Genomic DNA, 21,662 nt, shown 5'->3' with positions numbered 1-21,662 from the left:
GCCGATCCACCGCAGAATGTGGAGGAACCGGACTTCTGGTCAGGCTGCGGGAGGGAGATCGCTGTGCGCCCCACGCGTCGCCGAACCCGTCTCCTGCTGGCCGCGTCGGTGGCCGCCGCCGCACTCGCCGTACCCCTGGGGGTCCACGCCGCCAGTGGCGCCGACTCCGGTACGCGGGCGGAGCCCCCGAAGCCCGAACCGGCCGGCTCCGAGTGCCGTACGACGATCGAGGGCTCCCGGGTCGTCGCGTACTGCTACAACCCCTACCCCTCCACCGACCTGGTCCGGCTCCACACCGAGTGCGCCCGCTGGTGGGACGTGGACGCGGACGGCGCCACGGTCGCGGTGGCGCCGGGGCGGACCGTACGGCTGGAGGACCGCTGCTGGAAGGAGATCGCGACGGCCTGGGTCAGCCACCGGCCGGCGCCGGTCTGAAGGTGTCCGGGTGAGGTGCTACACCCGGTCCGCCAGGCAGTTCAGCGCGTGGCTCGCCGCCTCGGCCGCCGCCGTCTCCGCGTCCCCGGCCCGGATCGCCTCCACCAGTCGCGCGTGATCCATATGGTTCTCGGGGCGCAGCTCAGGGCCCACGTCACCGCGCAGATAATCACGCAGCAGATCGCCCAGGTCCGCGTAGAGCTCGGTCAGGACGTCGTTGTGCGAGGCCGCGACCACCGCCAGGTGCAGCGTCGCGTCGGCCGCGACGAACGCCTCCGCGTCCCCCGAGGTCCAGGCCTCCTCCCGGCGCGCCATCAGGGTGTCGAGCTGCCGCAGATCGCGCTCGGTGCGCCGTACGGCGGCCAGCCGGGCGGCCGAGGACTCCAGCGTCGAGCGCAGCTCCGCGATGTGGCGCGGGTCGGCGGCGGCGAAGCGGCGGTGCATCACCCCGGCCAGCTCGCTCGTGGCGATCACATAGGTGCCCGAGCCCTGCCGGATGTCCAGCAACCCGTTGTGCGCCAGGGCCCGCACCGCCTCGCGCACGGTGTTACGGGCCACGCCGAGCTGCTCGACCAGCTCCGGCTCGGTCGGAATCCGTGAGCCGACCGGCCACTCGCCCGAGGTGATCTGGTTCCGCAGTTGCGCGATCACCTGGTCGGCGAGTGCCGAACGCCGTGGAGACGTCAGCGCCATGGTGCTCCTTGCTCGTGAGCCGTGAGGTCGGGTTCCGGGGGATTCTCCCAGGGCAGCCGGGGGAAGCGGGGGACCGGACGGACCGGGGTTTCCGGAGGCTCCGGAGGATTGGACAATCAATCATCCCATGATTCTATGATGGCCTCATGCCGGACGACGAGACCCAGACCCTGAACCGCGGCGGCGCCGCGCGCACCCCCGCCGGCCCTCCGCCCCCGCAGCTCCCCTCCACGGCCGGAGCCCCCGCCCCCTGGCTGCTGCGGCTGATCGCCGTCGGGCTCGTCCTGGCCGCCCTCAACCTCCGCCCCGCCATCACCAGCCTCGGCGCCCTCCTCGAAGAGGTCCGCGAGGGGCTGCACATGAGCGGCAGCGTGGCGGGCGTGCTGACCTCCGTACCGCCGCTCTGCTTCGCGGTCTTCGGGGTCATGGCCCCCCGCCTCGCCCGCCGCTTCGGCGCGGGCGCCGTCGTCTGCGCGGGCATGGCCGCCATCGCGACGGGCCTGGTGATCCGCCCGTACATCGGCTCCACCGCCGGGTTCCTGGCCGCCAGCGCCCTGGCCCTGATGGGCATCGCCGTCAGCAACATCCTGATGCCGGTGATCGTCAAGCGCTGGTTCCCCGACCGCGTCGGCACCATGACCGGCCTCTACTCCATGGCCCTGGCCCTCGGCACGGCCCTCGCCGCCGCCGTCACCGTGCCGCTGACCGGCGCGATGGGCGGGAACTGGCAGTCCGGGCTCGCCGTCTGGGCCGGGCTCGCCGCGCTCGCGGTGCTGCCCTGGATCGTCCTCGTACGGGACCGCACCCCGGCCCCCGGACAGCGCCTGCCCGGACAGCCCGCGCCTGGACAGCCCGCGCCCGGTCGTACCGAGGCCGGTCGGGCCGCACGCGGTAAGGGCACGGCTGCCGGTCGGGCGGCTGCCCACCCCGCCGACGCCCCGGCGCTCCGGATCACCCGGAGCCGGACCGCGTGGGCGCTCGCCTGCTTCTTCGGGCTCCAGGCGACCGCCGCGTACATCACCATGGGCTGGATGCCGCAGATCTTCCGCGACGCCGGGGTCCCGGCCGGTACGGCGGGTGTCCTGCTCGCGGTCACCATGGCGATGGGCGTCCCGCTCGCCTTCGTCATCCCCCGGGTCGCCGGCCGGCTCAAGCAGCAGGGCCCCATCGTCATCGTCCTCGGACTGTGCGGCCTGATCGGCTACACGGGCCTCTACCTGGCCCCGGCCGCCGGTGCGTGGGCCTGGGCGCTGCTGCTCGGCGTCGCCAACTGCGCCTTCCCGCTCGCCCTCACCATGATCGGGATGCGGTCGCGGACCGGGGCGGGCGTGGTCCGGCTCTCCGCCTTCGCCCAGTCCACCGGCTATCTGCTCTCGATCCCGGGGCCGCTGCTCGTCGGCGTGCTCTACCAGCACAGCGGCGGCTGGGGACTGCCGATCGCCCTGATGGCGGGGCTGATGATCCCGCAGATGGCGGCCGGGGTGCTGGCGGGGCGGGCCCGGACGATCGAGGACGAGTGCTGAGATGCGAGACTGGTCCCATGCCAGTGCTCGATCCGCATCCCCAGAACGGTCAGAAGAAGCTCCTCCTCGTCTTCGGAGCGATGCTCGTCGTCACGGTGGTCATCGGTGTGATCGCCGCGATCGCCTCCCCCTGACGCCTGCCGCCCCCGTGGATGGTGGGGTCTGCACCACCATCCCCTAGGGGGCCAGGGTCAGGGTGAAGTGGGTGGATCACCGGATGGGCCCGGCCCGGCTCCTTCCGTAGGTTTTTCGGTAACGAACCGAACACCCCACGGAGGCGGACATGCCGGTCCCTGCGCACCCCAGGTCCCACCGCCCGGCCGCCAACCGCGTGGAGATACGGCTGCCCTGGTGGGCCGTGGCGCTTCCGGCCGTCGCGTTCGCCGCTCTGCTGATCATGATCATGAGCCCGGGGCAGGCACAGGCCGCCACCGTCGACCCCGCACTCGGACAGCTGATCGAGCGCACGCTCCACCTGCTCGCCCACTGAGCACGCACCATGACGAACACACCCCGCACACCCTGGACCAGCGCGTCAACCTTCCGGATGAGCCCGTCAACACCCTGCGCCCGAGGCCGCGTTTCATGCGAAGCTGAGGTGTATGAGCGTCGAGACACCTCGCAGGATCGTCCTTCTCAGGCATGCCAAGGCGGAATGGTCGCAGTCCTCCGACCATGAGCGCCCGCTGGCCGAGCGCGGTCGCAAGGACGCGCCCGTGGCCGGCCGCAGGCTCGCCGACTCCGGCATCGACTTCGACCTGGCCCTGTGCTCCAGCGCCGTCAGGACGCGGGAGACCTGGAAGCTGGCGGTCCACGAATTCGCCCAGCGCCCCAGGACCGTCTACGAGGAGAGGCTGTACGAGGCCTCCCTCGGCGAACTGATCGCCCTCTTCAACGAGACCCCGGACGAGGTCCGCAACCTCCTGGTCATCGGCCACAACCCGGGGATGCACGGGGCCGCCGACGCCCTCTCCGGCTCGGCCGAGGGCGACACCCTGGCCCGGATGACCCGGGACGGCTTCCCGACGGCGTCGTACGCGGTGGTGGAGTTCCCCGGCTCCTGGAAGAGCGTGGAGCACGGGGCGGGCCGGCTCACCGAGTACTGGACGCCGAACGACTGAGCGCCCGGCTCCCGCTGACCACGTGAACGCGCAGGGCCCCGGCACCTCTCCTCGGATTCCAGGAGTAGCGCCGGGGCCCTCTTCCGTACGCCCCCGAAAGCGCCGGCAGCCGTATGCGTGCGCCCCCGGAACCGGCAGGCGTACGGGCGGGGTGTCAGTCGACGAGGCCGTCCGCTGCCTCGACCTCTTCGCGGGTGATGCCGAGCAGATAGAGCACGGTGTCCAGGAACGGCACGTTCACCGCGGTGTGCGCCGCCTCGCGGACCACGGGCTTGGCGTTGAAGGCGACCCCGAGCCCCGCCGTGTTCAGCATGTCGAGGTCGTTCGCCCCGTCCCCGATGGCCACCGTCTGCGCGAGCGGTACCCCCGCCTGCTCGGCGAAGCTCCGCAGCAGCCGGGCCTTGCCCGCCCGGTCCACCACATCGCCGACGACCCGCCCGGTGAGCTTGCCGTCCACCACCTCCAGGGTGTTGGCGGAGGCGAAATCGAGGCCGAGGCGCTCCTTCAGGTCGTCCGTGACCTGGGTGAACCCGCCCGAGACGACGCCCACCTGGTACCCGAGGCGCTTCAGCGTACGGATCAGGGTGCGGGCACCGGGCGTGAGCCGCACCTCGGCGCGGACCTTGTCCACCACCGAGGCGTCCAGCCCCGCCAGCAGCGCGACCCGGGCGTGCAGCGACTGCTCGAAGTCCAGCTCGCCGCGCATCGCCTGCTCGGTGACCTCGGCGACCTTGTCCTCACAGCCCGCGTGGGCCGCGAAGAGCTCGATCACCTCGTCCTGGATGAGCGTGGAGTCCACGTCCATGACGACCAGGCGCTGCGCCCGGCGGCTCAGCCCGGCCGAGACCACCGCGACGTCCACGCCGATCTCCGCGGCCCCGGTCACCAGCGCGGTCCGCAGCTCCTCGGTCCCGGTCCCCGACACCGCGAACTCGACGGCCGTCACCGGGTACTTCGCCAGCCGGAAAATGCGGTCGATGTTCCCGCCGGTCGAGGTGATCCTGGCCGCTATGGCGGCGGTCGACTCCGCGGTGAGCGGGTGCCCCAGCACGGTCACATGGGAACGGCCGTACCCGCGCGGCCGGTTGTCACCGATGCCCGAGATGATCTCGGCCTGGAGCTTCAGGGAGTCGGCCCAGCTGTGCACGGTCGCCCGCAGATCGCCCTCGGTCGTCCCGCCCGCGGTGGGCGAGGTGACCAGGGCGCAGAGCACGATCCGGCCCCGGGTGACGACCTGCTCGATGTCCACGACGTCGACGGAGTACGCGGCGAGGGTGTCGAACAGTCCGGCGGTGATGCCGGGGCGGTCCTTGCCGAAGATCTTGACGAGCAGGGTGGGTGTGTCGTCCACGAGGGGAGGGGTGCCGTCCACGAGAGGAGGGGACGCGTCGCTGTCCCGGGCGGGCTCGCCGCCGTCCCGACGGGGATCGGGGAGCTCGGGGGAGGAGGGAGACTGAGGTGGCTGAGATGCGCTCATGGTGTTCCCACCGTATCGGTCCCGGGGCCGCGTCCGGCCGCCCGTCCCGAGTGCCGGACGGAAGGAACGGGGCTTTCCGCCCGGTGTCCCCTTTGTGCCGGGATCGCACCGCTTCTCCGCTTCGCGGCCCGTCTTCACCGGCCCGACTTTCGGATAAGGGACTGGTCCTGGAATAGTTCCCCACGATGTTCAGCATCCCTAGACTCCCTGCGACGGGGGTAACTCGGGGGACAACTAGTGGGGCGCGGAGTGCCGGAACTCGTACTGGAATTGAATGGCAGCACCTGGACGCTCGATCCGTCCAGGCCGTACACCCTCGGACGTGATCCGCAGGGGGACCTGACGATCGACGACGCCAGAGTCTCGTGGCGGCACGCCACGATCAGCTGGGACGGCCGGAGTTGGTCCATCGAGGACCACGGCTCCACCAACGGCACCTATCTCCAGGGCCGACGGATCCAGCGGGTGGAGGTCGGGCCCGGCGTCGCCGTGCACCTGGGCAACGCCACCGACGGCCCGCGGCTGAATTTCGCCGGTGCCGCCGGCGCGGGCGCCCATGGCGGTCAGCCCGCCGCCCACCAGGCCCCCGCGCACCACCAGCCTCAGCAGCCGCATCAGCAGCACGCGCAGGCGGCCGGCGCCTGGTCCGGCCAGCAGGCACCCGCCCAGCACCAGCCGCCCGCCCACCAGGCGCAGCAGCAGGCCCAGCATCAGGCACCCGCCCACCAGGCGCAGCAGCACCAGGCCCCGCCCCAGCAGGCGTGGCCGCAGCAGTCGCCGGAGCCCCAGCAGCAGGGCCCGTACCAGCAGGTTCCGCACCAGCAGGGTTCGGCGCAGCCGGCCGCCCCGGTCCACGGCGGCGCGGCGGGGGCGCCGCCGGTCTACGGCGACCGCAGCCCGACCACGTTCCACCAGCTCTCGCTCGGCCGGGTCATGCGTATCGGCCGTGCGCTGGAGAACGAGCTGGTCGTCTCCGACCTCCAGGTCTCCCGGAACCACGCCGAGTTCCACGCGACGCCCGACGGCCGGTTCGAGATCCGCGACCTCGGCTCGCACAACGGCACCTACGTCAACGGTCTGCCGCTCCAGAAGTCCGGCTCGGCGCTCATCGGCCCGAACGACATCGTCGGCGTCGGCCACTCCACGTTCCGCCTGGTCGGCGACCGGCTGGAAGAGTTCGTCGACACCGGCCAGGTCTCCTTCTCCGCCCGCCACCTCACGGTGACGGTCGACGGCGGAAAGCAGATCCTCCGGGACGTCTCCTTCGGCGTCCCGGAGAAGTCGCTGGTCGCGGTCATCGGCCCCTCCGGCTCCGGAAAGTCCACCCTGCTCAAGGCGCTCACCGGCTACCGGCCCGCCAACGAGGGTGACGTCCTCTACGACAACCGGAACCTGTACAAGCAGTTCGCCGAGCTGCGTCAGCGCATCGGTCTGGTCCCGCAGGACGACATCCTGCACAAGGAGCTGACCGTCGCCAAGGCCCTCAAGTACGCGGCCAGGCTCCGCTTCCCCGCCGACACCACCGAGGCCGAGCGCCAGGCCCGGATCACCGAGGTCCTCGCCGAGCTCAAGCTCGACATCCACAAGGACAAGAGGATCACCTCGCTCTCCGGCGGCCAGCGCAAGCGGGTCTCGGTCGCCCTGGAGCTGCTGACCAAGCCGTCGCTGATCTTCCTGGACGAGCCGACCTCCGGCCTCGACCCGGGCATGGACCGCGATGTCATGAAGCTGCTGCGTGACCTCGCCGACGACGGCCGTACGGTGCTCGTCGTCACGCACTCCGTGGCCGAGCTGGCCATCTGCGACAAGCTGCTCGTGATGGCGCCCGGCGGCGCCGTCGCGTACTTCGGTCCGCCGGAGGAGGCGCTGAACTTCTTCGGCTACAGCACCTGGGCCGATGTCTTCTCGGCCTTCGAGAACTACCGCGACTACGACTGGGCGGGCCGCTGGCGCGGTTCGCAGCACTACCAGATGTACGCCGCCGACATCGACGCCGTCGCCGCGCAGTCCGTGCACATGCCGCCGCCCCAGCAGATGCGGCCCCCCAAGCAGCAGAGCTGGGGCACGCAGCTGTGGACCCTGGTGCGCAGGTACACCTCCGTCATCGCCTCCGACAAGGCCTTCCTCGGCCTGATGGTGGCGCTGCCCGCGGTGATCGGTGTGCTGGCCGCGGTCATCCCGGCGGACTTCGGGCTGGCGCCGCCCACCCCGCCGACCCAGTTCAACGGGAAAGCCGGAATGATCCTGCTGATCCTCGCGGTCGGCATCTGCCTGGCCGGGTCGGCCAGCTCCGTACGAGAACTGATCAAGGAACGCGTCATCTACGAACGGGAACGGGCCACCGGCCTCTCCCGCTCGGCCTATCTGGTCTCCAAGGTGATCGTGCTCGGCGTGATCACCGCCTTCCAGAGCGTCATCCTCTGCGGGATCTGCTTCGCCGCCCGTGACCTGCCGGCCGAGGGGCTGTTCCTGCCTCCGGCCGTCGAGATCTGCATCTCCATCGTGGTGCTCGGCCTCGCCTCGATGATGTTCGGGCTGATGATCTCCGCGCTGGTCAAGACCTCCGAGATGACCATGCCCCTCCTGGTCATGTTCGCGATCGTCCAGCTCGTCTTCACCGGAGTCCTCTTCCAGGTGTACGGGACGCCCGTCCTGGAGCAGTTCACCTGGCTGATGCCGTCCCGCTGGGGCGTGGCCGCGGCCGGCACCACGCTGGACCTGGCCCACCTGATGCCGCCGTGGGACCCGAAGAACCCGACCGACCTCGACCCCCTGTGGGAGGCCACGGCGACCCAGTGGGGGATCAACATCTCCGTCCTGCTGGTGATCGCCGTCATCTGCGGTGTCGCGGTCGCCCGGCTGCTGCGCCGCCACGAGCCCGAGGTCATGCGCAAGTAACGGGCCGTGTACGGAGGCCGAGTACGGAAACGACGCCGAGGCCGGCACCCCACGGGGTGCCGGCCTCCGGCATATCTACGGCTGGGCTCAGTACGCGCTGTAGACGTTGTCCATCGAGCCGTAGCGGTCGGCCGCGTAGTTGCAGGCGGCGACGATGTTGGCGACCGGGTCGTACAGGTCCTTCTTGGTGCCCTTGACGTGGTACCGGTCGAAGGTCGGCTGGATCACCTGGAGCAGGCCCTTGGAGGGGACGCCGTTGCGGGCGTTGATGTCCCAGTTGTTGATCGCCCAGCGGTTGCCGCTGGACTCCCGGATGATGTTGCGGTGGATGCCCTCGTAGGAGCCGGGGATGCCTTCCTTCTTCATGATCGACATCGCCTCGCGGATCCAGCCGTCCAGGTTGTTGGCGTAGACGGGCTTGCGCGCGGTGGAGCGGCTGGCGGCCTCGGACTCGCGCTTCTTCGCGTCGGCCTTCGCCTTGGCGGCCTTCTCGGCCTTGTCCTTCGCGTCGGCGGCGGCCTTGGCCTTCGCCGCCTTCGCCTTGGTCTCGGCGGCGGCCTTCGCCTTCGCGGCGTCGGCGGCCTTCACCAGCTGCTCGGCGGTGGAGTGCTTCTCGATGAGGCTGTCCTGCACGGCCTTGGTCTGGGCGGAGCCCGCTCCGGTGAACGCCACGGGTGCGGCGGCGCCCGCTGCCTGCGGGGCAATCTCGGCCTCGGCGTTCGACGGGACGAGAGAGAAGGTCAGGGAGGCGACGGCCAGGGCCGACACACCGGCCACGGAGATCTTCTGGACCTTGTTCAGACGACGGAGACGGCTGGGAATGCGAGTCGCAGACATGTAGGGCTACCTCTTCGAATGCTCAGGTGTCCTCACGGAGGACGAGACCGGAGGCGGTGATGCGCACCTCCGTCGGGGACGAGAGCAATTCTTAGCGGCAGCAAAATGCCGTGGCAAAGGTGTGACGTACGAAGCTGGGTAGTGGAACAGGGTCCTGTTCGTCCGAAATGACCCCCGCTCACGCCTACCCAAATCGCCATTTTAGGTCCACTAGGTACGTTCGTAAGTGACGTGGGCCCTATGCCCGGGCTCACATCGGTGACGTAACAGGCTCACCGCTCGTTGCTTGAGCAATCCGGAGCGTTACGTTCCTCGTTCGGCAGGATGAGGTGGACGTCCCCGAACTCGTGCCAGAGGTAGCGCCGTTCCACCGCCGCCTCGTACCCGCGCCGCAGCGCCTCGCGGCCCGCCACCGCCTCCAGCATCAGCAGGTGCGAGGCCGCCGGCTCGTGCAGCCCGGTCAGCAGCCCGTCCACCACCCGCACCCCCCGGTGCGGCGTCACCACCAGATCGGTCCAGCCCGTGACCGGCCGCACCACCCCGTCCGCGTCCGCCGCCGACTCCAGGGCCCGCACCGCCGTCGTACCGACCGCGACCACCCGGCCGCCCGCCGCCCGCGCCGCGTTCACCAGCCACGCCGTCGTGGCCGGCACCGAGAACCGCTCCGGGTACGGCGGCTCGTGCGCCTCCGCCGACGCCACCCCCGTATCCAGCGACAGCGGGGCGAACTGCACCCCGCGGCTCACCAGCTCCGCCACCAGCGCGGCCGTGAAGGGCCGGGCCGCGCTCGGCATCTCGGCCGAACCGCGCCCGTCGGGCGCCGGGACCGCGAACACCGTCTGATACGCGGACAGCGGCTGATCCCGCTCCGTGTACGCGTACCGGATCGGCCGCCCGTACCGCCGCAACAGCTCCGGTACGTCCCGGCCCACCCGCGCCCACCACAGCCGCGCCCCCACCACGGGCCCCAGCGGCTCCTCCAGCACCAGCTCCCGCCCGCCCGGCAGCCGCACCACACCCCCGGCAGGGCCACCGGGACGCGGCGCGGTGGCCCCCGACGGCCCGGGCGCCCGCAGCTCCACCGCCCACCGCCCGTCCTCGCCCCGCGTCGAGAAGTGCACGACGACCCGCTCGCCGCCCATCCGCCCGTTCACCGCGGCGGGCAAGGTCGCCGACGTGTTCACCACCAGCACGTCCCCGGCCCGCAGCTGCCCGGCCAGCTCCCGGAACGCATGGTGCGAGACGGCCGTCCCCCGGGTCACCAGCAGCCGTACGTCATCCCGCCCGGCCCCCCGCTGCTCGGCCGGCACCCGCGCCGAAAGCTCAGAAGGCACCCGCAGAACTTCCAGAGCCGACATTTCGGCTCCTGCGCCGCGCTGCCCGGCCCCTATGCCGCGCTGCTCGGCTCCTGCGCCACGCTGCTCGGCTCCTGCCCCGCCTTCCCCGGCCCCCGTGCCTCGCTCTTCGGTCACCGCACCCCGCTCCCCGGCCCCACGGCTCTCCGCCGGGGCGCCGCGGTCTTCCGCCTGAATCCTGGAGCTCCGCGCCGGTACGTCACCGCCTCCCACCGGAGCCCCACCGCCCACACCACCCCGCCGCGCCGCCCCCACCGTGCGGCTCACCGCGCACCCCCGGCCGACCCCGCCGACTCCTCCAACAGGGCCGGAGCGGCGAACCGTCCACTGGCCGGGCGCTCCCGTACCAGCCGCAGGAACGCGGGCGCCACGCTCTGCGGCGACGGTCGCGGGTCCTCGTCGTCCGGCACGGCGGCGCTGTACAGATCCGTCGCCATGTCGCCCGGATCGACCGCCCACACCCGCAGTCCCGGCTCCTCCTCGCCCAGCACCGCCGCCAGCTGGTCCAGCGCCGCCTTGGACGCCCCGTAACCGCCCCACGTCTCGTACGGCTCCGCCGCCGCGTCCGAGCTGACCATCACCACGGCCCCCTCGGCCGACTTCCGCAGCAGCGGCAACGCCTCCTGTACGAGGCCGAGCGCGGCCACCACATTGGTCTCCAGCGCCCGCCGCAGCCCCTCCAGCGACTGCGCCTCCAGCCGGACCAGCGGCTCCGCGCCCAGCACGCTCGCATTGCTCACCAACAGGTCGAGCCCGCCCAGCTCCCCGGCGGCCACGACCAGCTCCGCCCGGTGCGCCGGGTCCGTGACATCCCCCGGCAGGGCCACCACCCGCGTCCCGTACCGCCCCCGTACCGCCTCCGCCGTCGCCTCCAGCACCCCAGGCGTCCGCGCGTCCAGCACCAGATCCCACCCCTGCCGGGCCAGCGCCTCGGCGAGCGCGCGCCCCAGCCCCTTCGAACCACCCGTGATCAACGCAACCGGCATCGTGACCGTCTCCTCGTACCCTCGGCGTCCACCGGGCGACCCCGGCGCCTCCAACGTAGGAAGCCCCGCTCGCACCGCGCCTCGACCAGGAGCCGCACCCGTACCCGGCACTTCGTCCTAGGACCGGGAAGGACCTAGGACCCGGGACCGAGGAGACACCGCGCCCGGCCTAGGTCCCCGGCCGCCCGACCGCCGCCCTCGGCCCGATACGGCCGCCGTACCCCCGCCGGTACGGTGATCCCATGAGTCATCGCCCACCGTCGGGCCTCGCCGCGGTGAGTGCCGCGCTGCTCGCCATGAGCCGGCACCTCGAAGTAGGCGACGTCCTCAAGACGATCGTCGCCTCCGCCCGTGAACTGCTCGACGCCCAGTACGCGGCCCTCGGCGTCCCCGACGACCACGGCGGCTTCGCCCAGTTCGTGGTCGACGGCGTGAGCGACGAGCAGTGGAAGGCCATCGGCCCGCTGCCCCGCCAGCACGGCATCCTCGCCGCGATGCTGCACCAGGCGAAGCCCGAGCGGCTCGCCGACGTCCGCAAGGACCCCCGCTTCGAGGGCTGGCCCGACGCGCACCCCGACATGTCCGACTTCCTCGGCCTGCCCATCACGGACGGCGACGAGATCATCGGCGCCCTCTTCCTCGCCAACAAGATGTGCCCCAAGCCCGAGGGTGGCTGCGGCTTCACCGCCGAGGACGAGGAACTGCTCTCGATCCTCGGCCAGCACGCCGCCATCGCCCTCACCAACGCCCGTCTCTACGAGCGCAGCCGCGAGCTGACCATCGCCGAGGAACGCTCCCGCCTCGCCCACGAGCTGCACGACGCGGTCAGCCAGAAGCTGTTCTCGCTCCGGCTCACCGCCCAGGCCGCCGCCGCCCTCGTCGACCGTGACCCGGCCCGCGCCAAGGGGGAGCTCCAGCAGGTCGCCGTCCTCGCCGCCGAAGCGGTCGACGAGCTGCGGGCGGCCGTCGTGGAGCTGCGCCCGGCCGCGCTCGACGAGGACGGCCTGATCGCCACCCTCCGTACCCAGATCCAGGTACTGGACCGGGCCCACGGAGCCGCCGTCACCTTCGAGAGCAGCGGTGTACGCGCCCTGCCCGCCGCCCAGGAGGAGGCGCTGCTCCGGGTCGCCCAGGAGGCCCTGCACAACGCCCTGCGCCACTCCGGAGCAGCGCATGTGCACGTCACCCTGGTCCGGCGCGCCACCGCGACCCTCCTGCGCATCACCGACGACGGCACCGGCTTCGACCCCACCGCCGTCCGGCGGGCGGGCCGCCACCTGGGACTCGTCTCCATGCGCCACCGGGCCAAGAGCGTCGGCGGCAGACTCAGCGTTGACTCGGAGCCCGGAAAGGGCGCCACGATCGAGATGGAGGTCCCCGGTGGCTGACAAGATCATCAGGGTGCTGCTGGTCGACGACCATCAGGTGGTCCGCCGGGGGCTCCGTACGTTCCTGGAGATCCAGGAGGACATAGAGGTCGTCGGCGAGGCGTCCGACGGCGCGGAGGGCGTGGCCCGCACCGAGGAGCTCCGGCCCGATGTCGTGCTCATGGACATCAAGATGCCGGGCACCGACGGCATCGAGGCCCTGCGCAGGCTCCGCCAGCTCGACAACCCGGCGAAGGTCCTCATCGTCACCAGCTTCACCGAACAGCGCACGGTGGTCCCCGCCCTGCGCGCCGGAGCCTCCGGTTACGTCTACAAGGACGTCGACCCGGACGCCCTGGCCGGCGCCATCCGCTCCGTCCACGCCGGACACGTCCTGCTCCAGCCGGAGGTGGCCGGCGCACTCCTCGCCCAGGACGACGGGGGCAGCGGTACGGGCCGGGGGAGCACCCTGACCGAGCGCGAGCGCGAGGTGCTCGGCCTGATCGCCGACGGACGGTCGAACCGGGAGATCGCCCGCGCCCTCGTCCTCTCCGAGAAGACGGTCAAGACGCACGTCTCGAACATCCTGATGAAGCTCGACCTTGCGGACCGCACCCAGGCCGCGCTGTGGGCGGTACGGAACGGGGCTGCGGGCTGAGATTCATACTGTCGGGTGGATGTCACCCGAACGGCGCATCCTTCTCGGCCTCACGGAGTTCTCCAGGGCACGCTGCGGCGGCTTGCCGCAGCCTTTCTAGGAGGATCCTGAAGTGAAGAACCTGAAGAAGGCCGCCGCCGTCACGATGATCGCGGGCGGGCTCATCGCCGCCGGTGCCGGTGCCGCCTCCGCCACCGGCCACAGCGGCGCCGACGCCCACGGCGTGGCCGTCGGCTCCCCGGGCGTCGCCAGCGGCAACCTGGCCCAGGTCCCGGTCCACGTCCCGGTGAACGCGGTCGGCAACACGGTCAACGTGATCGGCCTCCTCAACCCGGCCTTCGGCAACCTCGGCCTGAACCACTGACACCCAGGCACCAGGAAGCCGGACGGCCCACGTTCCCCGGGCCCGTCCGGCTTCCGCTTTCCCACCCCACCCCGCACTCCAGCCTGTCCGGCGTTTGAGGACGGAACCCTGCGGCTGGGGCTCCCGGGGCCAACGGACTTCCCGCCCCGGCGAATCCCACCCTGTCCGGCCACTTCCAGCCCGTCCGGCGCTTGAGGACGGACCCCTCGCGAGGGAACCCCGCACCAGAACAGGCCCCCCGCCCAGGGGAACCCGGGGAACAGCCCGTCCGGCGCCTGAGGACAAAGGCCCGCGGGCCTACCGCCGAACCTCCCCGCCCTCCACATACGCGTTGTAGGCCGCCACCAACGCCCGCCGAGCCACCCGCTCCACCGGCCGCAACACGTCCCCCCGCGCCGCGATCTCCGACGCGCTCACCGCACCCCCGTGCCCGTACCCGTACGCCACCGAGACCAGCAGCCCCACCCGCTGCGCGAGCTCCAGCACCCGCACCGCCCGCGGCGGATACCCGGGCGCCAGCACATCCCGCCCCCGGCCCCCCTCCGCCCGCGCCCGGTACGCGTCCACCGCCGCCTCCGCCACCGGACCGGAACCGGCCACGTCCAGTCGGGACAGCGCCGCCGTCGCATCCCGCAACGCCTCCGCCAGCTCCCGTTCCGCCTCGCCCAGCGACGGCACGTCCGCAGGCGGAGCCTCCCGTACCGGAAGCACCCGCCACACCACCTCGACGTGCAGATCCCCCTCGGGCCCGACCTCGCTCACCTCCGGCACCAGCCCGTACGGCACCCCGTACGCGATCACCGCCTCCTCCGCCTCCAGCGCCCGCGCGTTGAAGTCGGCCGGACCGCTCAGCCCCAGCGGATGCCCCGGCACCGGCAGCGCGACCCGGAAACCCGTCGCCCCCAGCCCCCGCAGCCGCCCGAGCGCCAGCGTGAGCCCGACCGGCCCCGCCTCACCCGGCAGCCCCTCGACGCGGTGCACCGCGTCCTCCCCGACAATCGCGAGAGCCGCGTCGTCTGGCGAGACGAGTCCCGCCAGAAGCGCGTTCCCCCAGGCGGCCAACAACCCTGAACGTGGTTCATCAAGCATGGAGACAGCCTAGGGAACGGACCGGGAACGTAACCAGGAACGGACCGGGAACGGACCTCACGGCCGGAGCGCTCGCGCGGTGGCGTAGGTTTTCTCCTGGGACTGTGCCCACAGGCACGCGACGATCTCGACGAGACTGCATGGGGAGACAACGCGCTCATGAGCGATGTACTGGAGCTGGTGGACGTATCCGTGGTCCGCGACGGACGCGCTCTGGTGGACGACGTCTCCTGGTCGGTCAAGGAGGGGGAGCGCTGGGTCATCCTGGGCCCCAACGGCGCCGGCAAGACGACGCTCCTCAACCTGGCGTCCAGTTACCTCTTCCCGAGCAGGGGAACGGCCACCGTCCTCGGCGAGAAGCTGGGCGGCGTCGGCACCGACGTCTTCGAGCTGCGCCCCCGGATCGGCATGGCGGGCGTGGCGATGGCCGACAAGCTGCCCAAGCGGCAGACCGTGCTGGAGACGGTGCTCACCGCCGCGTACGGCATGACCGCCACCTGGAACGAGAACTACGAGGACGTCGACGAGGAGCGCGCCCGCGCCTTCCTGGACCGCCTCGGCATGACCGAGTACCTGGACCGCAAGTTCGGCACGCTCTCCGAAGGAGAGCGCAAGCGCACCCTGATCGCCCGCGCGATGATGACCGACCCCGAGCTGCTGCTCCTCGACGAGCCCGCCGCCGGACTCGACCTCGGCGGCCGCGAGGACCTGGTCCGCCGCCTCGGTCGGCTCGCCCGTGACCCGTACGCCCCCTCCATGATCATGGTGACCCACCATGTCGAGGAGATCCCGCCCGGTTTCACCCACGTCCTGATGATCCGGCAGGGCAGGATCCTCGCGGCCGGTCCCATGGAGACCGAGCTCACCTCCCGCAACCTCTCGCTCTGCTTCGGCCTGCCGCTGATCGTCGAGCACACCGGCGACCGCTACACCGCCCACGGCCTGCCGCTCTCCTGACCGACCTGGGGCGACCTCCGGGACAGTCCCCGAGACGACCCTTCGGACAACCCCCGAGACAACCCTTGGGACAGTCCCCGAGACAACTCCTGAGACGACCCTTGGGACAACTCCTGAGGCAATCCCTGGGGCGCTTACCACAGTTGACCACCCCTGCGCCCTGTCGGTGACGCACCGACAGTCCTACGATGACCATGTGGACATCGACGCGTGGGTGTGGTGGCTGATTATCGCGGCGGGGCTGGGCATCCCCCTCGTCCTGACCGCGATGCCCGAGTTGGCAATGTTCGCGGTCGGGGCGCTGGCCGCATCCGTCACCGCCGCGCTCGGCGGCGGCATCGTCGCCCAAGTGCTGGTCTTCGTCGTGGTGTCGGTGGCGCTGCTCGCCGTCGTCCGCCCGATCGCGGCCAGACACCGGGCCGGGCAGACGGGGCATCCCAGCGGTATCGACGCCCTGAAGGGCCGTCAGGCCGTCGTCCTGGAACGCGTCTCCTCCGCCGGCGGCCGCATCAAGCTCGCGGGCGAGGTCTGGTCGGCCCGATCGCTCGACGGGGACCAGGTCTTCGAACCCGGCCGGCAGGTCGATGTCGTGGACATCGACGGAGCGACGGCCGTCGTCATGTGAGCGAACGGTGCACGAGGCGGGTCCCGTTCTGCGAGACTCGAAGTCGATCATGTCGATCATCATGAGATCCGTCGGCAACACGAGATCCGTCGGCAACCGAAGGGCACGAGAGACACGATGCAACCGATCATCATCGTCCTGATCATTCTGGTGGTGCTCGTCTTCATCGCCCTGATCAAGACGATCCAGGTCATCCCGCAGGCCAGCGCGGCCATCGTGGAGCGCTTCGGCCGCTACACACGCACCCTGAACGCGGGCCTGAACATCGTCGTCCCGTTCATCGACTCGATCCGCAACCGGATCGACCTCCGTGAACAGGTCGTCCCCTTCCCGCCGCAGCCGGTGATCACCCAGGACAACCTGGTCGTCAACATCGACACCGTCATCTACTACCAGGTGACCGACGCCCGCGCCGCGACCTACGAAGTCGCCTCCTACATCCAGGCGATCGAGCAGCTCACCGTCACCACCCTCCGCAACATCATCGGCGGCATGGACCTGGAGCGCACCCTCACCTCCCGCGAGGAGATCAACGCTGCCCTGCGCGGAGTCCTCGACGAGGCGACCGGCAAGTGGGGCATCCGCGTCAACCGCGTCGAGCTCAAGGCGATCGAACCGCCCACCTCCATCCAGGACTCGATGGAGAAGCAGATGCGCGCCGACCGTGACAAGCGCGCCGCGATCCTCACCGCCGAGGGCATCCGGCAGTCCCAGATCCTCACCGCCGAGGGCGAGAAGCAGTCCGCGATCCTGCGCGCCGAGGGCGAGGCCAAGGCGTCCGCCCTGCGCGCCGAAGGTGAAGCCCAGGCCATCCGTACGGTGTTCGAGTCCATCCACGCCGGGGACCCGGACCAGAAGCTGCTGTCGTACCAGTACCTCCAGATGCTCCCGAAGATCGCCGAGGGCGATGCCAACAAGCTCTGGATCGTGCCCAGCGAGATCGGCGACGCACTCAAGGGCCTGAGCGGAGCTTTCGGCAACCTCGGAGGCGGAGTCCCCGGCTTCGACACCAGCGGCGGCAACGGGGGCAACGGCGGGAACGGTGGAAACGGGGGCAACGGCGGGAATGCAGGCAACGGAGGCGGCGCCGGCGTGGTCAACCCCCGTGGCCAGGCCGTCGAACGACGCGAGGAGCCCCCGGTCCACTGACCCTCCAGCCCCTTCGTGCATGATCAGTGAGGCCCCTCGACCTTCATGGCGGGGAGGCATCACTGACCATCGAAGGAGATGGCCTTGTCCATCTGGGAAATACTCGCCGTCTTCGCGGCGGGAGTCGGTGCGGGCACGATCAACACGATCGTCGGCTCGGGCACCCTGATCACCTTCCCCGTCCTGCTCGCCACCGGCCTCCCCCCGGTCACCGCCACCGTCTCCAACTCGCTGGGCCTCATCCCCGGCTCCATCAGCGGGGCCATCGGCTACCGCAAGGAGCTGGCAGGACAACGCCGCCGCATCCTCAGACTGAGCGTCGGAGCCGCCGTCGGCGGCCTCGCCGGAGCCACCCTCCTGCTCGCCCTGCCCTCCACGGCGTTCGAGACGATCGTCCCGGTCCTGGTCGCCATGGCCCTCGTCCTGGTGATCCTGCAACCACGCATCAGCAAAGCCGTCCAGCGCCGCCGTGAGCGCACCGGCGCCCCCGCCCGCCCCGACGGCGGCCCGCTCCTCTTCACCGGACTGACCCTCGCCAGCGTCTACGGGGGCTACTTCACCGCCGCACAGGGGATCATCTACCTCTCCCTGATGGGCATGCTGGTCGACGACACGATCCAGCGCCTCAACGCCGTCAAGAACGTCCTCGCCGCCGTGGTCAACACCATCGCCGCGCTGTTCTTCCTCTTCGTCGCGGACTTCGACTGGACGGCGGTCGTCCTCATCGCGGTCGGCTCGGCGATCGGCGGTCAGATAGGGGCCACGGTCGGCCGCCGCCTCAGCCCCACCGTACTGCGCGCCCTCATCGTCGTTGTCGGCACGGCGGCCATCGTCCAGCTGCTGCTCCGCTGACGCACGTGGGCCCGCCCCCACCCGGGGACGGGCCCACGCATCAACCATCAGGCGTACGTCACCTACGCCACCGCTCCACGCGGCAGCCGCCGTTCTACGCAGCCGCCGCAGCCCGGTCCAGCCACTCCGGCAGCTCCGCCCGGTCACCGGCCCCCATGGCCAGCAGCATCGCCTCGGCGGGGGAGGGGACGAACGGCTGCTTCAGCAACGGCATCCCCGCCTGGTCCGGTGTCCGGGCCGCCTTGCGGTGGTTGTCCTCGGCACAGGAGGCCACCGTGTTCAGCCAGGTGTCCTGACCGCCCTGGGCACGCGGCACCACGTGGTCGACGGTGGACGCCCGCTTCCCGCAGTACGCGCACCGGTACTGGTCCCGTACGAGCACACCCCTCCGGGACCACGGAGCCTGTCTTCGGAACGGCACCCGTACGTACCGGCAGAGCCTGATCACCCGGGGCACCGGAATGTCCACGGCGGCACCACGCATACGGAGCTCGGGATGTGACTGCTCGACGACGGCCTTGTCCGTCAGGATCAGGACCACCGCACGGTTGAGCGTCACTGTCGACAGCGGCTCGAAGCTCGCGTTGAGAACCAGCGTGTCACGCATCCTGCCCACCTCCCGTGTGCCGCCCGCCCCCTGGCAGGCCCGGATCAACTCTGGCTGGGCAGGCCGCGATGGACAACGCAATAAAAAATGCCCTGCTCTGGTCTCTCCAAGACCAGAGCAGGGCAAACAACAGGCGAACTAATCGGCGGAACCGGCGGCGGGAGCCTCGTACTCACCGATCAGCCGAGCACGCCCCAGCGTGTGGAAGCGGAGGTTGAAACCGACCACCGCGGGCGAGGCGTCACTGTCGATGCCGAGCGTGTCGGTGTCCACCGCGTACACGGTGAACACATAGCGGTGGTTCTCCCCGGCGGGCGGCGCGGCCCCGCCGAAGTCCTTGGACCCGTAGTCGTTACGGGCCTGGACGGCCCCGGCGGGCAGCCCCTCGAACGCACCGCTGCCCGCACCGGCCGGCAGCTCGGTCACCGTCGCCGGGATGTCGAAGACCACCCAGTGCCAGAACCCGCTCCCCGTCGGGGCGTCCGGGTCGAAGCACGTCACGGCGAAGCTCTTGGTCCCCGCCGGGAACCCCTCCCACCGCAGGTGCGGCGAAGTGTTCCCGGACGCAAGCACCTGGGCGTCCCCCAGCACGGCACCCGGGGCGAGATCCTTGCTCGTCACGGTGAACGCGGGCACTTCCGGATGGAAGTCGTGCGGGAGAGGGGCCCTCTTCAGCTCGGTCACGTCAGCACCTTTCCTGATCGACAGCTCTTGGCCAGGTCTTCCACCGGCCTCAACAGATCATGGACGCATTTCCATACCCACCCCGGGAAGGCTCCACCGGCCCGGCCCCTAGAGCCAGTTGCGCTGTCCGCCGACCTGGGCGAGCCACTGGTTGAGGTACGCGGCCCAGTCCGTCTGCTGGAAGTCGTGCAGACCGACCTTGAACGCGCGGTACGAGTCGCTGCCCTCGCTGAACAGTCCCGGCTTCTTGTCCATCTCCAGGACGACGTCCATCTCGCGGTCGTCCGCGACGAACGTCAGCTCGACCTGGTTCAGCCCGCGGTACTGCGCCGGGGGCACGAACTCGATCTCCTGGTAGAAGGGCAGCCGCTGACGCGAGCCCCGGATGTGACCGCGCTCCATGTCGGCACTGCGGAAGCGGAAGCCCAGCTGTCCGAACGCGTCGAGGATGGCCTGCTGCGCCGGCAGCGGGTGCACGTTGATCGGGTCCAGGTCACCGGAGTCCAGCGCGCGGGCGATCTCCAGCTCGGTGGTCACCCCGATGTCCATACCGCGCAGGTGCTGACCGGCGAACATCGTGACCGGCGTCTCCCAAGGGATCTCCAGACCGAACGGCACCACGTGCACCGCCCCCGCCTGCACCTCGAAGGCCCCACCGAGCCGCACCTTGGCGAACTCGATGTTCTGCTTGGTCTCCTGGTCACCGCTCTCGACCTCGACCCGCGCCCGCAGACCGACGGAGAGCCCCTCGATCTGCTGCGGCACCGACCCGCCCTCGATCCGCACCTCACCCTGTACGACCCCACCGGGGACGACGTTCACCTCGGTGAGCTCGGTCTCCACCGAGGCACCCCCGGCACCCAGACTCGCGAGCAGCCGCTTGAAGCCCATGTTCACTCCTTCTTGGTCCTGACCCCTAGATACGCGCCATGACCGTAGCCGGTTCCCGGGCTCCCTCTCCCAGTACCCTCGGACGGCATGACCAAGGGCTTGGACCGCGCACCACTGACGCGCGACTTCTTCGACCGCTCCGTCCTGGAGGTCGCCCCCGACCTCCTGGGCCGCACGCTCGTCCGCCGCAGCGACGAAGGCACGATCGAGATGCGCCTCACGGAGGTGGAGGCGTACGCGGGCGAGGCCGACCCCGGCTCGCACGCCTTCCGCGGCCGCACCGCCCGCAACAGCGTGATGTTCGGCCCGCCCGGCCATACATACGTCTACTTCACGTACGGGATGTGGCACTGCCTCAACCTGGTCTGCGGCCCGGAAGGCCGGGCGAGCGGAGTGCTGCTCCGGGCCGGCGAGATCAACGTCGGCGCCGGCCTGGCCCGCGAACGACGTCTCTCGGCCCGGAACGACAAGGAACTGGCCAAAGGCCCCGCCCGCCTCGCCACCGCCCTCGATGTCGACCGGACGCTGAACGGCAGCGACCTCTTCGCCGGCCCCGCCCCCGCACTGTCGGTACTCCACGGCACCCCGCCCCCGCGTGACCAGGTACGCAGCGGCCCCCGCACCGGAGTCGGCGGTGACGGGGCGCACCAGCCCTGGCGCTTCTGGATCGAGAGCGACCCCACGGTGAGCCCGTACCGCGCCCATGTCCCGCGCCGCCGCCGGACATCGGGAACCCCATGAGCGACTTGACGCGCCCTGGGCGGACGCCTAATGTAGTCCGAGCCACTTGACACGGGTACAGCTGTCGGCACGGTCCATCGGACCGGACCCAGCAGCCCCAAAGAGGCCAAACCACTACCTACGACTCACCCTGGCGGGTGCGAATTCGGCGTGCCCGTAATTCGCTCGACAGGCTCGATTATGAGCTGCCAAGGGAATGGGCTAACGTAGTGGACACGCCGAAAGGCAGCCGAAAGGCAAAGGCCGCTCCACAGGCCGCCGGAAATCGAATTCGGACCGGAAACGGAACGAAAAAGAGTCTGGTAAAGTTGGAACCGCCGGAAAGGGAAAACGCGAAAGCGAAGAACCTCGAA

At 70.8% G+C, this 21,662-nt stretch carries 23 protein-coding genes; 14 read left to right on the top strand and 9 right to left on the bottom strand.

Annotated features, from left to right (window positions below):
* The first annotated feature begins 63 nt into the window (after positions 1–63).
* Complete coding sequence (locus ACFW9Z_RS35540; RefSeq protein ID WP_384647751.1) at positions 64–435, top strand: hypothetical protein; 372 nt, start codon at positions 64–66, stop codon at positions 433–435.
* A gap of 18 nt (positions 436–453) precedes the next feature.
* On the opposite strand, the gene ACFW9Z_RS35535 is transcribed toward ACFW9Z_RS35540, so the two are convergent.
* Complete coding sequence (locus tag ACFW9Z_RS35535) at positions 454–1,128, bottom strand: FadR/GntR family transcriptional regulator (protein WP_384647749.1); 675 nt, start codon at positions 1,126–1,128, stop codon at positions 454–456.
* Between the two features lie 146 nt (positions 1,129–1,274).
* On the opposite strand from ACFW9Z_RS35535, the gene ACFW9Z_RS35530 reads away from it, so the two are divergent.
* From ACFW9Z_RS35530 to ACFW9Z_RS35515, 4 genes are all read left to right on the top strand, one after another.
* The gene (locus ACFW9Z_RS35530) at positions 1,275–2,651 is read left to right on the top strand and encodes a CynX/NimT family MFS transporter (RefSeq protein WP_384647747.1); all 1,377 of its coding nucleotides are present in this window, start codon (positions 1,275–1,277) and stop codon (positions 2,649–2,651) included.
* Positions 2,652–2,668: 17 nt separating this feature from the next.
* A complete protein-coding gene (locus ACFW9Z_RS35525; protein WP_384647744.1) occupies positions 2,669–2,785 on the top strand; it encodes an SGM_5486 family transporter-associated protein in 117 nt (38 codons plus the stop codon).
* 149 nt (positions 2,786–2,934) lie between these two features.
* Complete coding sequence (locus tag ACFW9Z_RS35520) at positions 2,935–3,141, top strand: hypothetical protein (RefSeq protein WP_384647742.1); 207 nt, start codon at positions 2,935–2,937, stop codon at positions 3,139–3,141.
* A gap of 112 nt (positions 3,142–3,253) precedes the next feature.
* A complete protein-coding gene (locus tag ACFW9Z_RS35515) occupies positions 3,254–3,772 on the top strand; it encodes a histidine phosphatase family protein (RefSeq protein ID WP_093693188.1) in 519 nt (172 codons plus the stop codon).
* Between the two features lie 154 nt (positions 3,773–3,926).
* Here ACFW9Z_RS35515 and serB read toward each other — a convergent pair whose 3' ends face one another.
* A complete protein-coding gene (serB, locus tag ACFW9Z_RS35510; protein ID WP_384647739.1) occupies positions 3,927–5,249 on the bottom strand; it encodes a phosphoserine phosphatase SerB in 1,323 nt (440 codons plus the stop codon).
* Positions 5,250–5,486: 237 nt separating this feature from the next.
* Here serB and ACFW9Z_RS35505 point away from each other — a divergent pair, with 237 nt between their 5' ends.
* Positions 5,487–8,147, top strand: coding sequence for an FHA domain-containing protein (locus ACFW9Z_RS35505; protein WP_384647736.1), 2,661 nt, complete (start codon positions 5,487–5,489; stop codon positions 8,145–8,147).
* 87 nt (positions 8,148–8,234) lie between these two features.
* On the opposite strand, the gene ACFW9Z_RS35500 is transcribed toward ACFW9Z_RS35505, so the two are convergent.
* The 3 genes from ACFW9Z_RS35500 to ACFW9Z_RS35490 all read right to left on the bottom strand — a co-directional run bounded on the left by ACFW9Z_RS35500 (position 8,235) and on the right by ACFW9Z_RS35490 (position 11,325).
* Positions 8,235–8,984 (bottom strand): transglycosylase SLT domain-containing protein, encoded by a 750-nt coding sequence (locus ACFW9Z_RS35500; protein ID WP_384647734.1) that lies wholly within the window; start codon positions 8,982–8,984, stop codon positions 8,235–8,237.
* A gap of 272 nt (positions 8,985–9,256) precedes the next feature.
* Positions 9,257–10,342, bottom strand: coding sequence for an S-adenosylmethionine:tRNA ribosyltransferase-isomerase (locus ACFW9Z_RS35495; RefSeq protein ID WP_384647732.1), 1,086 nt, complete (start codon positions 10,340–10,342; stop codon positions 9,257–9,259).
* 260 nt (positions 10,343–10,602) lie between these two features.
* Positions 10,603–11,325, bottom strand: a complete 723-nt coding sequence (locus tag ACFW9Z_RS35490; RefSeq protein ID WP_384647730.1) for an SDR family NAD(P)-dependent oxidoreductase — start codon at positions 11,323–11,325, stop codon at positions 10,603–10,605.
* Between the two features lie 242 nt (positions 11,326–11,567).
* On the opposite strand from ACFW9Z_RS35490, the gene ACFW9Z_RS35485 reads away from it, so the two are divergent.
* The 3 genes from ACFW9Z_RS35485 to ACFW9Z_RS35475 all read left to right on the top strand — a co-directional run bounded on the left by ACFW9Z_RS35485 (position 11,568) and on the right by ACFW9Z_RS35475 (position 13,714).
* Positions 11,568–12,713: a GAF domain-containing sensor histidine kinase gene (locus ACFW9Z_RS35485; RefSeq protein ID WP_384647728.1), complete on the top strand. Its 1,146-nt coding sequence runs from the start codon at positions 11,568–11,570 to the stop codon at positions 12,711–12,713.
* Positions 12,706–13,350, top strand: coding sequence for a response regulator (locus ACFW9Z_RS35480; RefSeq protein WP_384647726.1), 645 nt, complete (start codon positions 12,706–12,708; stop codon positions 13,348–13,350). Before ACFW9Z_RS35485 ends, ACFW9Z_RS35480 begins: the two co-directional genes overlap by 8 nt.
* A 112-nt stretch (positions 13,351–13,462) precedes the next feature.
* Positions 13,463–13,714 (top strand): chaplin, encoded by a 252-nt coding sequence (locus ACFW9Z_RS35475; protein WP_018488230.1) that lies wholly within the window; start codon positions 13,463–13,465, stop codon positions 13,712–13,714.
* A gap of 297 nt (positions 13,715–14,011) precedes the next feature.
* Here the strand turns inward: ACFW9Z_RS35475 and ACFW9Z_RS35470 are convergent, their stop codons facing one another.
* The gene (locus ACFW9Z_RS35470) at positions 14,012–14,803 is read right to left on the bottom strand and encodes a hypothetical protein (RefSeq protein WP_384647724.1); all 792 of its coding nucleotides are present in this window, start codon (positions 14,801–14,803) and stop codon (positions 14,012–14,014) included.
* 159 nt (positions 14,804–14,962) lie between these two features.
* Between ACFW9Z_RS35470 and ACFW9Z_RS35465 the strand changes: the two genes are divergently transcribed.
* The 4 genes from ACFW9Z_RS35465 to ACFW9Z_RS35450 all read left to right on the top strand — a co-directional run bounded on the left by ACFW9Z_RS35465 (position 14,963) and on the right by ACFW9Z_RS35450 (position 18,386).
* Entirely contained in the window at positions 14,963–15,760 is a 798-nt protein-coding gene (locus ACFW9Z_RS35465; RefSeq protein WP_384647721.1) for an ABC transporter ATP-binding protein, read from the top strand.
* A 196-nt stretch (positions 15,761–15,956) separates the two neighbouring features.
* On the top strand, positions 15,957–16,385 hold the full coding sequence (locus ACFW9Z_RS35460; protein ID WP_384647719.1) for an NfeD family protein: 429 nt from the start codon (positions 15,957–15,959) through the stop codon (positions 16,383–16,385).
* 117 nt (positions 16,386–16,502) lie between these two features.
* A complete protein-coding gene (locus ACFW9Z_RS35455; protein WP_384647717.1) occupies positions 16,503–17,534 on the top strand; it encodes an SPFH domain-containing protein in 1,032 nt (343 codons plus the stop codon).
* An 84-nt stretch (positions 17,535–17,618) separates the two neighbouring features.
* A complete protein-coding gene (locus tag ACFW9Z_RS35450) occupies positions 17,619–18,386 on the top strand; it encodes a sulfite exporter TauE/SafE family protein (protein ID WP_384647714.1) in 768 nt (255 codons plus the stop codon).
* Between the two features lie 94 nt (positions 18,387–18,480).
* Here ACFW9Z_RS35450 and ACFW9Z_RS35445 read toward each other — a convergent pair whose 3' ends face one another.
* The 3 genes from ACFW9Z_RS35445 to ACFW9Z_RS35435 all read right to left on the bottom strand — a co-directional run bounded on the left by ACFW9Z_RS35445 (position 18,481) and on the right by ACFW9Z_RS35435 (position 20,568).
* Positions 18,481–18,993, bottom strand: a complete 513-nt coding sequence (locus ACFW9Z_RS35445) for an HNH endonuclease (protein ID WP_384647712.1) — start codon at positions 18,991–18,993, stop codon at positions 18,481–18,483.
* A 138-nt stretch (positions 18,994–19,131) separates the two neighbouring features.
* Positions 19,132–19,677, bottom strand: coding sequence for a YbhB/YbcL family Raf kinase inhibitor-like protein (locus ACFW9Z_RS35440; protein ID WP_384647710.1), 546 nt, complete (start codon positions 19,675–19,677; stop codon positions 19,132–19,134).
* Positions 19,678–19,785: 108 nt separating this feature from the next.
* Positions 19,786–20,568 (bottom strand): sporulation protein, encoded by a 783-nt coding sequence (locus tag ACFW9Z_RS35435; RefSeq protein ID WP_384647708.1) that lies wholly within the window; start codon positions 20,566–20,568, stop codon positions 19,786–19,788.
* Between the two features lie 87 nt (positions 20,569–20,655).
* On the opposite strand from ACFW9Z_RS35435, the gene ACFW9Z_RS35430 reads away from it, so the two are divergent.
* Positions 20,656–21,309: a DNA-3-methyladenine glycosylase gene (locus ACFW9Z_RS35430; protein WP_384647706.1), complete on the top strand. Its 654-nt coding sequence runs from the start codon at positions 20,656–20,658 to the stop codon at positions 21,307–21,309.
* Positions 21,310–21,662: the final 353 nt, after the last annotated feature.

The sequence above is a fragment of the Streptomyces sp. NPDC059452 genome (assembly GCF_042750035.1).
In the GTDB taxonomy this organism is placed as follows: domain Bacteria; phylum Actinomycetota; class Actinomycetes; order Streptomycetales; family Streptomycetaceae; genus Streptomyces.
The sequence above is the reverse complement of the archived record's forward strand: the minus strand, read 5'-3'. Positions and strand labels throughout refer to the sequence as shown.

What these genes read in the sequence shown, in the direction of transcription:
- ACFW9Z_RS35535 (WP_384647749.1), bottom strand. Translation starts at nt 1,128, where the DNA reads ATGGCGCTGACGTCTCCACGGCGTTCGGCACTCGCCGACCAGGTGATC.
- ACFW9Z_RS35530 (WP_384647747.1), top strand. Translation starts at nt 1,275, where the DNA reads ATGCCGGACGACGAGACCCAGACCCTGAACCGCGGCGGCGCCGCGCGC.
- ACFW9Z_RS35525 (WP_384647744.1), top strand. Translation starts at nt 2,669, where the DNA reads ATGCCAGTGCTCGATCCGCATCCCCAGAACGGTCAGAAGAAGCTCCTC.
- ACFW9Z_RS35520 (WP_384647742.1), top strand. Translation starts at nt 2,935, where the DNA reads ATGCCGGTCCCTGCGCACCCCAGGTCCCACCGCCCGGCCGCCAACCGC.
- ACFW9Z_RS35515 (WP_093693188.1), top strand. Translation starts at nt 3,254, where the DNA reads ATGAGCGTCGAGACACCTCGCAGGATCGTCCTTCTCAGGCATGCCAAG.
- serB (WP_384647739.1), bottom strand. Translation starts at nt 5,249, where the DNA reads ATGAGCGCATCTCAGCCACCTCAGTCTCCCTCCTCCCCCGAGCTCCCC.
- ACFW9Z_RS35500 (WP_384647734.1), bottom strand. Translation starts at nt 8,984, where the DNA reads ATGTCTGCGACTCGCATTCCCAGCCGTCTCCGTCGTCTGAACAAGGTC.
- ACFW9Z_RS35495 (WP_384647732.1), bottom strand. Translation starts at nt 10,342, where the DNA reads ATGTCGGCTCTGGAAGTTCTGCGGGTGCCTTCTGAGCTTTCGGCGCGG.
- ACFW9Z_RS35490 (WP_384647730.1), bottom strand. Translation starts at nt 11,325, where the DNA reads ATGCCGGTTGCGTTGATCACGGGTGGTTCGAAGGGGCTGGGGCGCGCG.
- ACFW9Z_RS35485 (WP_384647728.1), top strand. Translation starts at nt 11,568, where the DNA reads ATGAGTCATCGCCCACCGTCGGGCCTCGCCGCGGTGAGTGCCGCGCTG.
- ACFW9Z_RS35470 (WP_384647724.1), bottom strand. Translation starts at nt 14,803, where the DNA reads ATGCTTGATGAACCACGTTCAGGGTTGTTGGCCGCCTGGGGGAACGCG.
- ACFW9Z_RS35465 (WP_384647721.1), top strand. Translation starts at nt 14,963, where the DNA reads ATGAGCGATGTACTGGAGCTGGTGGACGTATCCGTGGTCCGCGACGGA.
- ACFW9Z_RS35455 (WP_384647717.1), top strand. Translation starts at nt 16,503, where the DNA reads ATGCAACCGATCATCATCGTCCTGATCATTCTGGTGGTGCTCGTCTTC.
- ACFW9Z_RS35445 (WP_384647712.1), bottom strand. Translation starts at nt 18,993, where the DNA reads ATGCGTGACACGCTGGTTCTCAACGCGAGCTTCGAGCCGCTGTCGACA.
- ACFW9Z_RS35435 (WP_384647708.1), bottom strand. Translation starts at nt 20,568, where the DNA reads ATGGGCTTCAAGCGGCTGCTCGCGAGTCTGGGTGCCGGGGGTGCCTCG.
- ACFW9Z_RS35430 (WP_384647706.1), top strand. Translation starts at nt 20,656, where the DNA reads ATGACCAAGGGCTTGGACCGCGCACCACTGACGCGCGACTTCTTCGAC.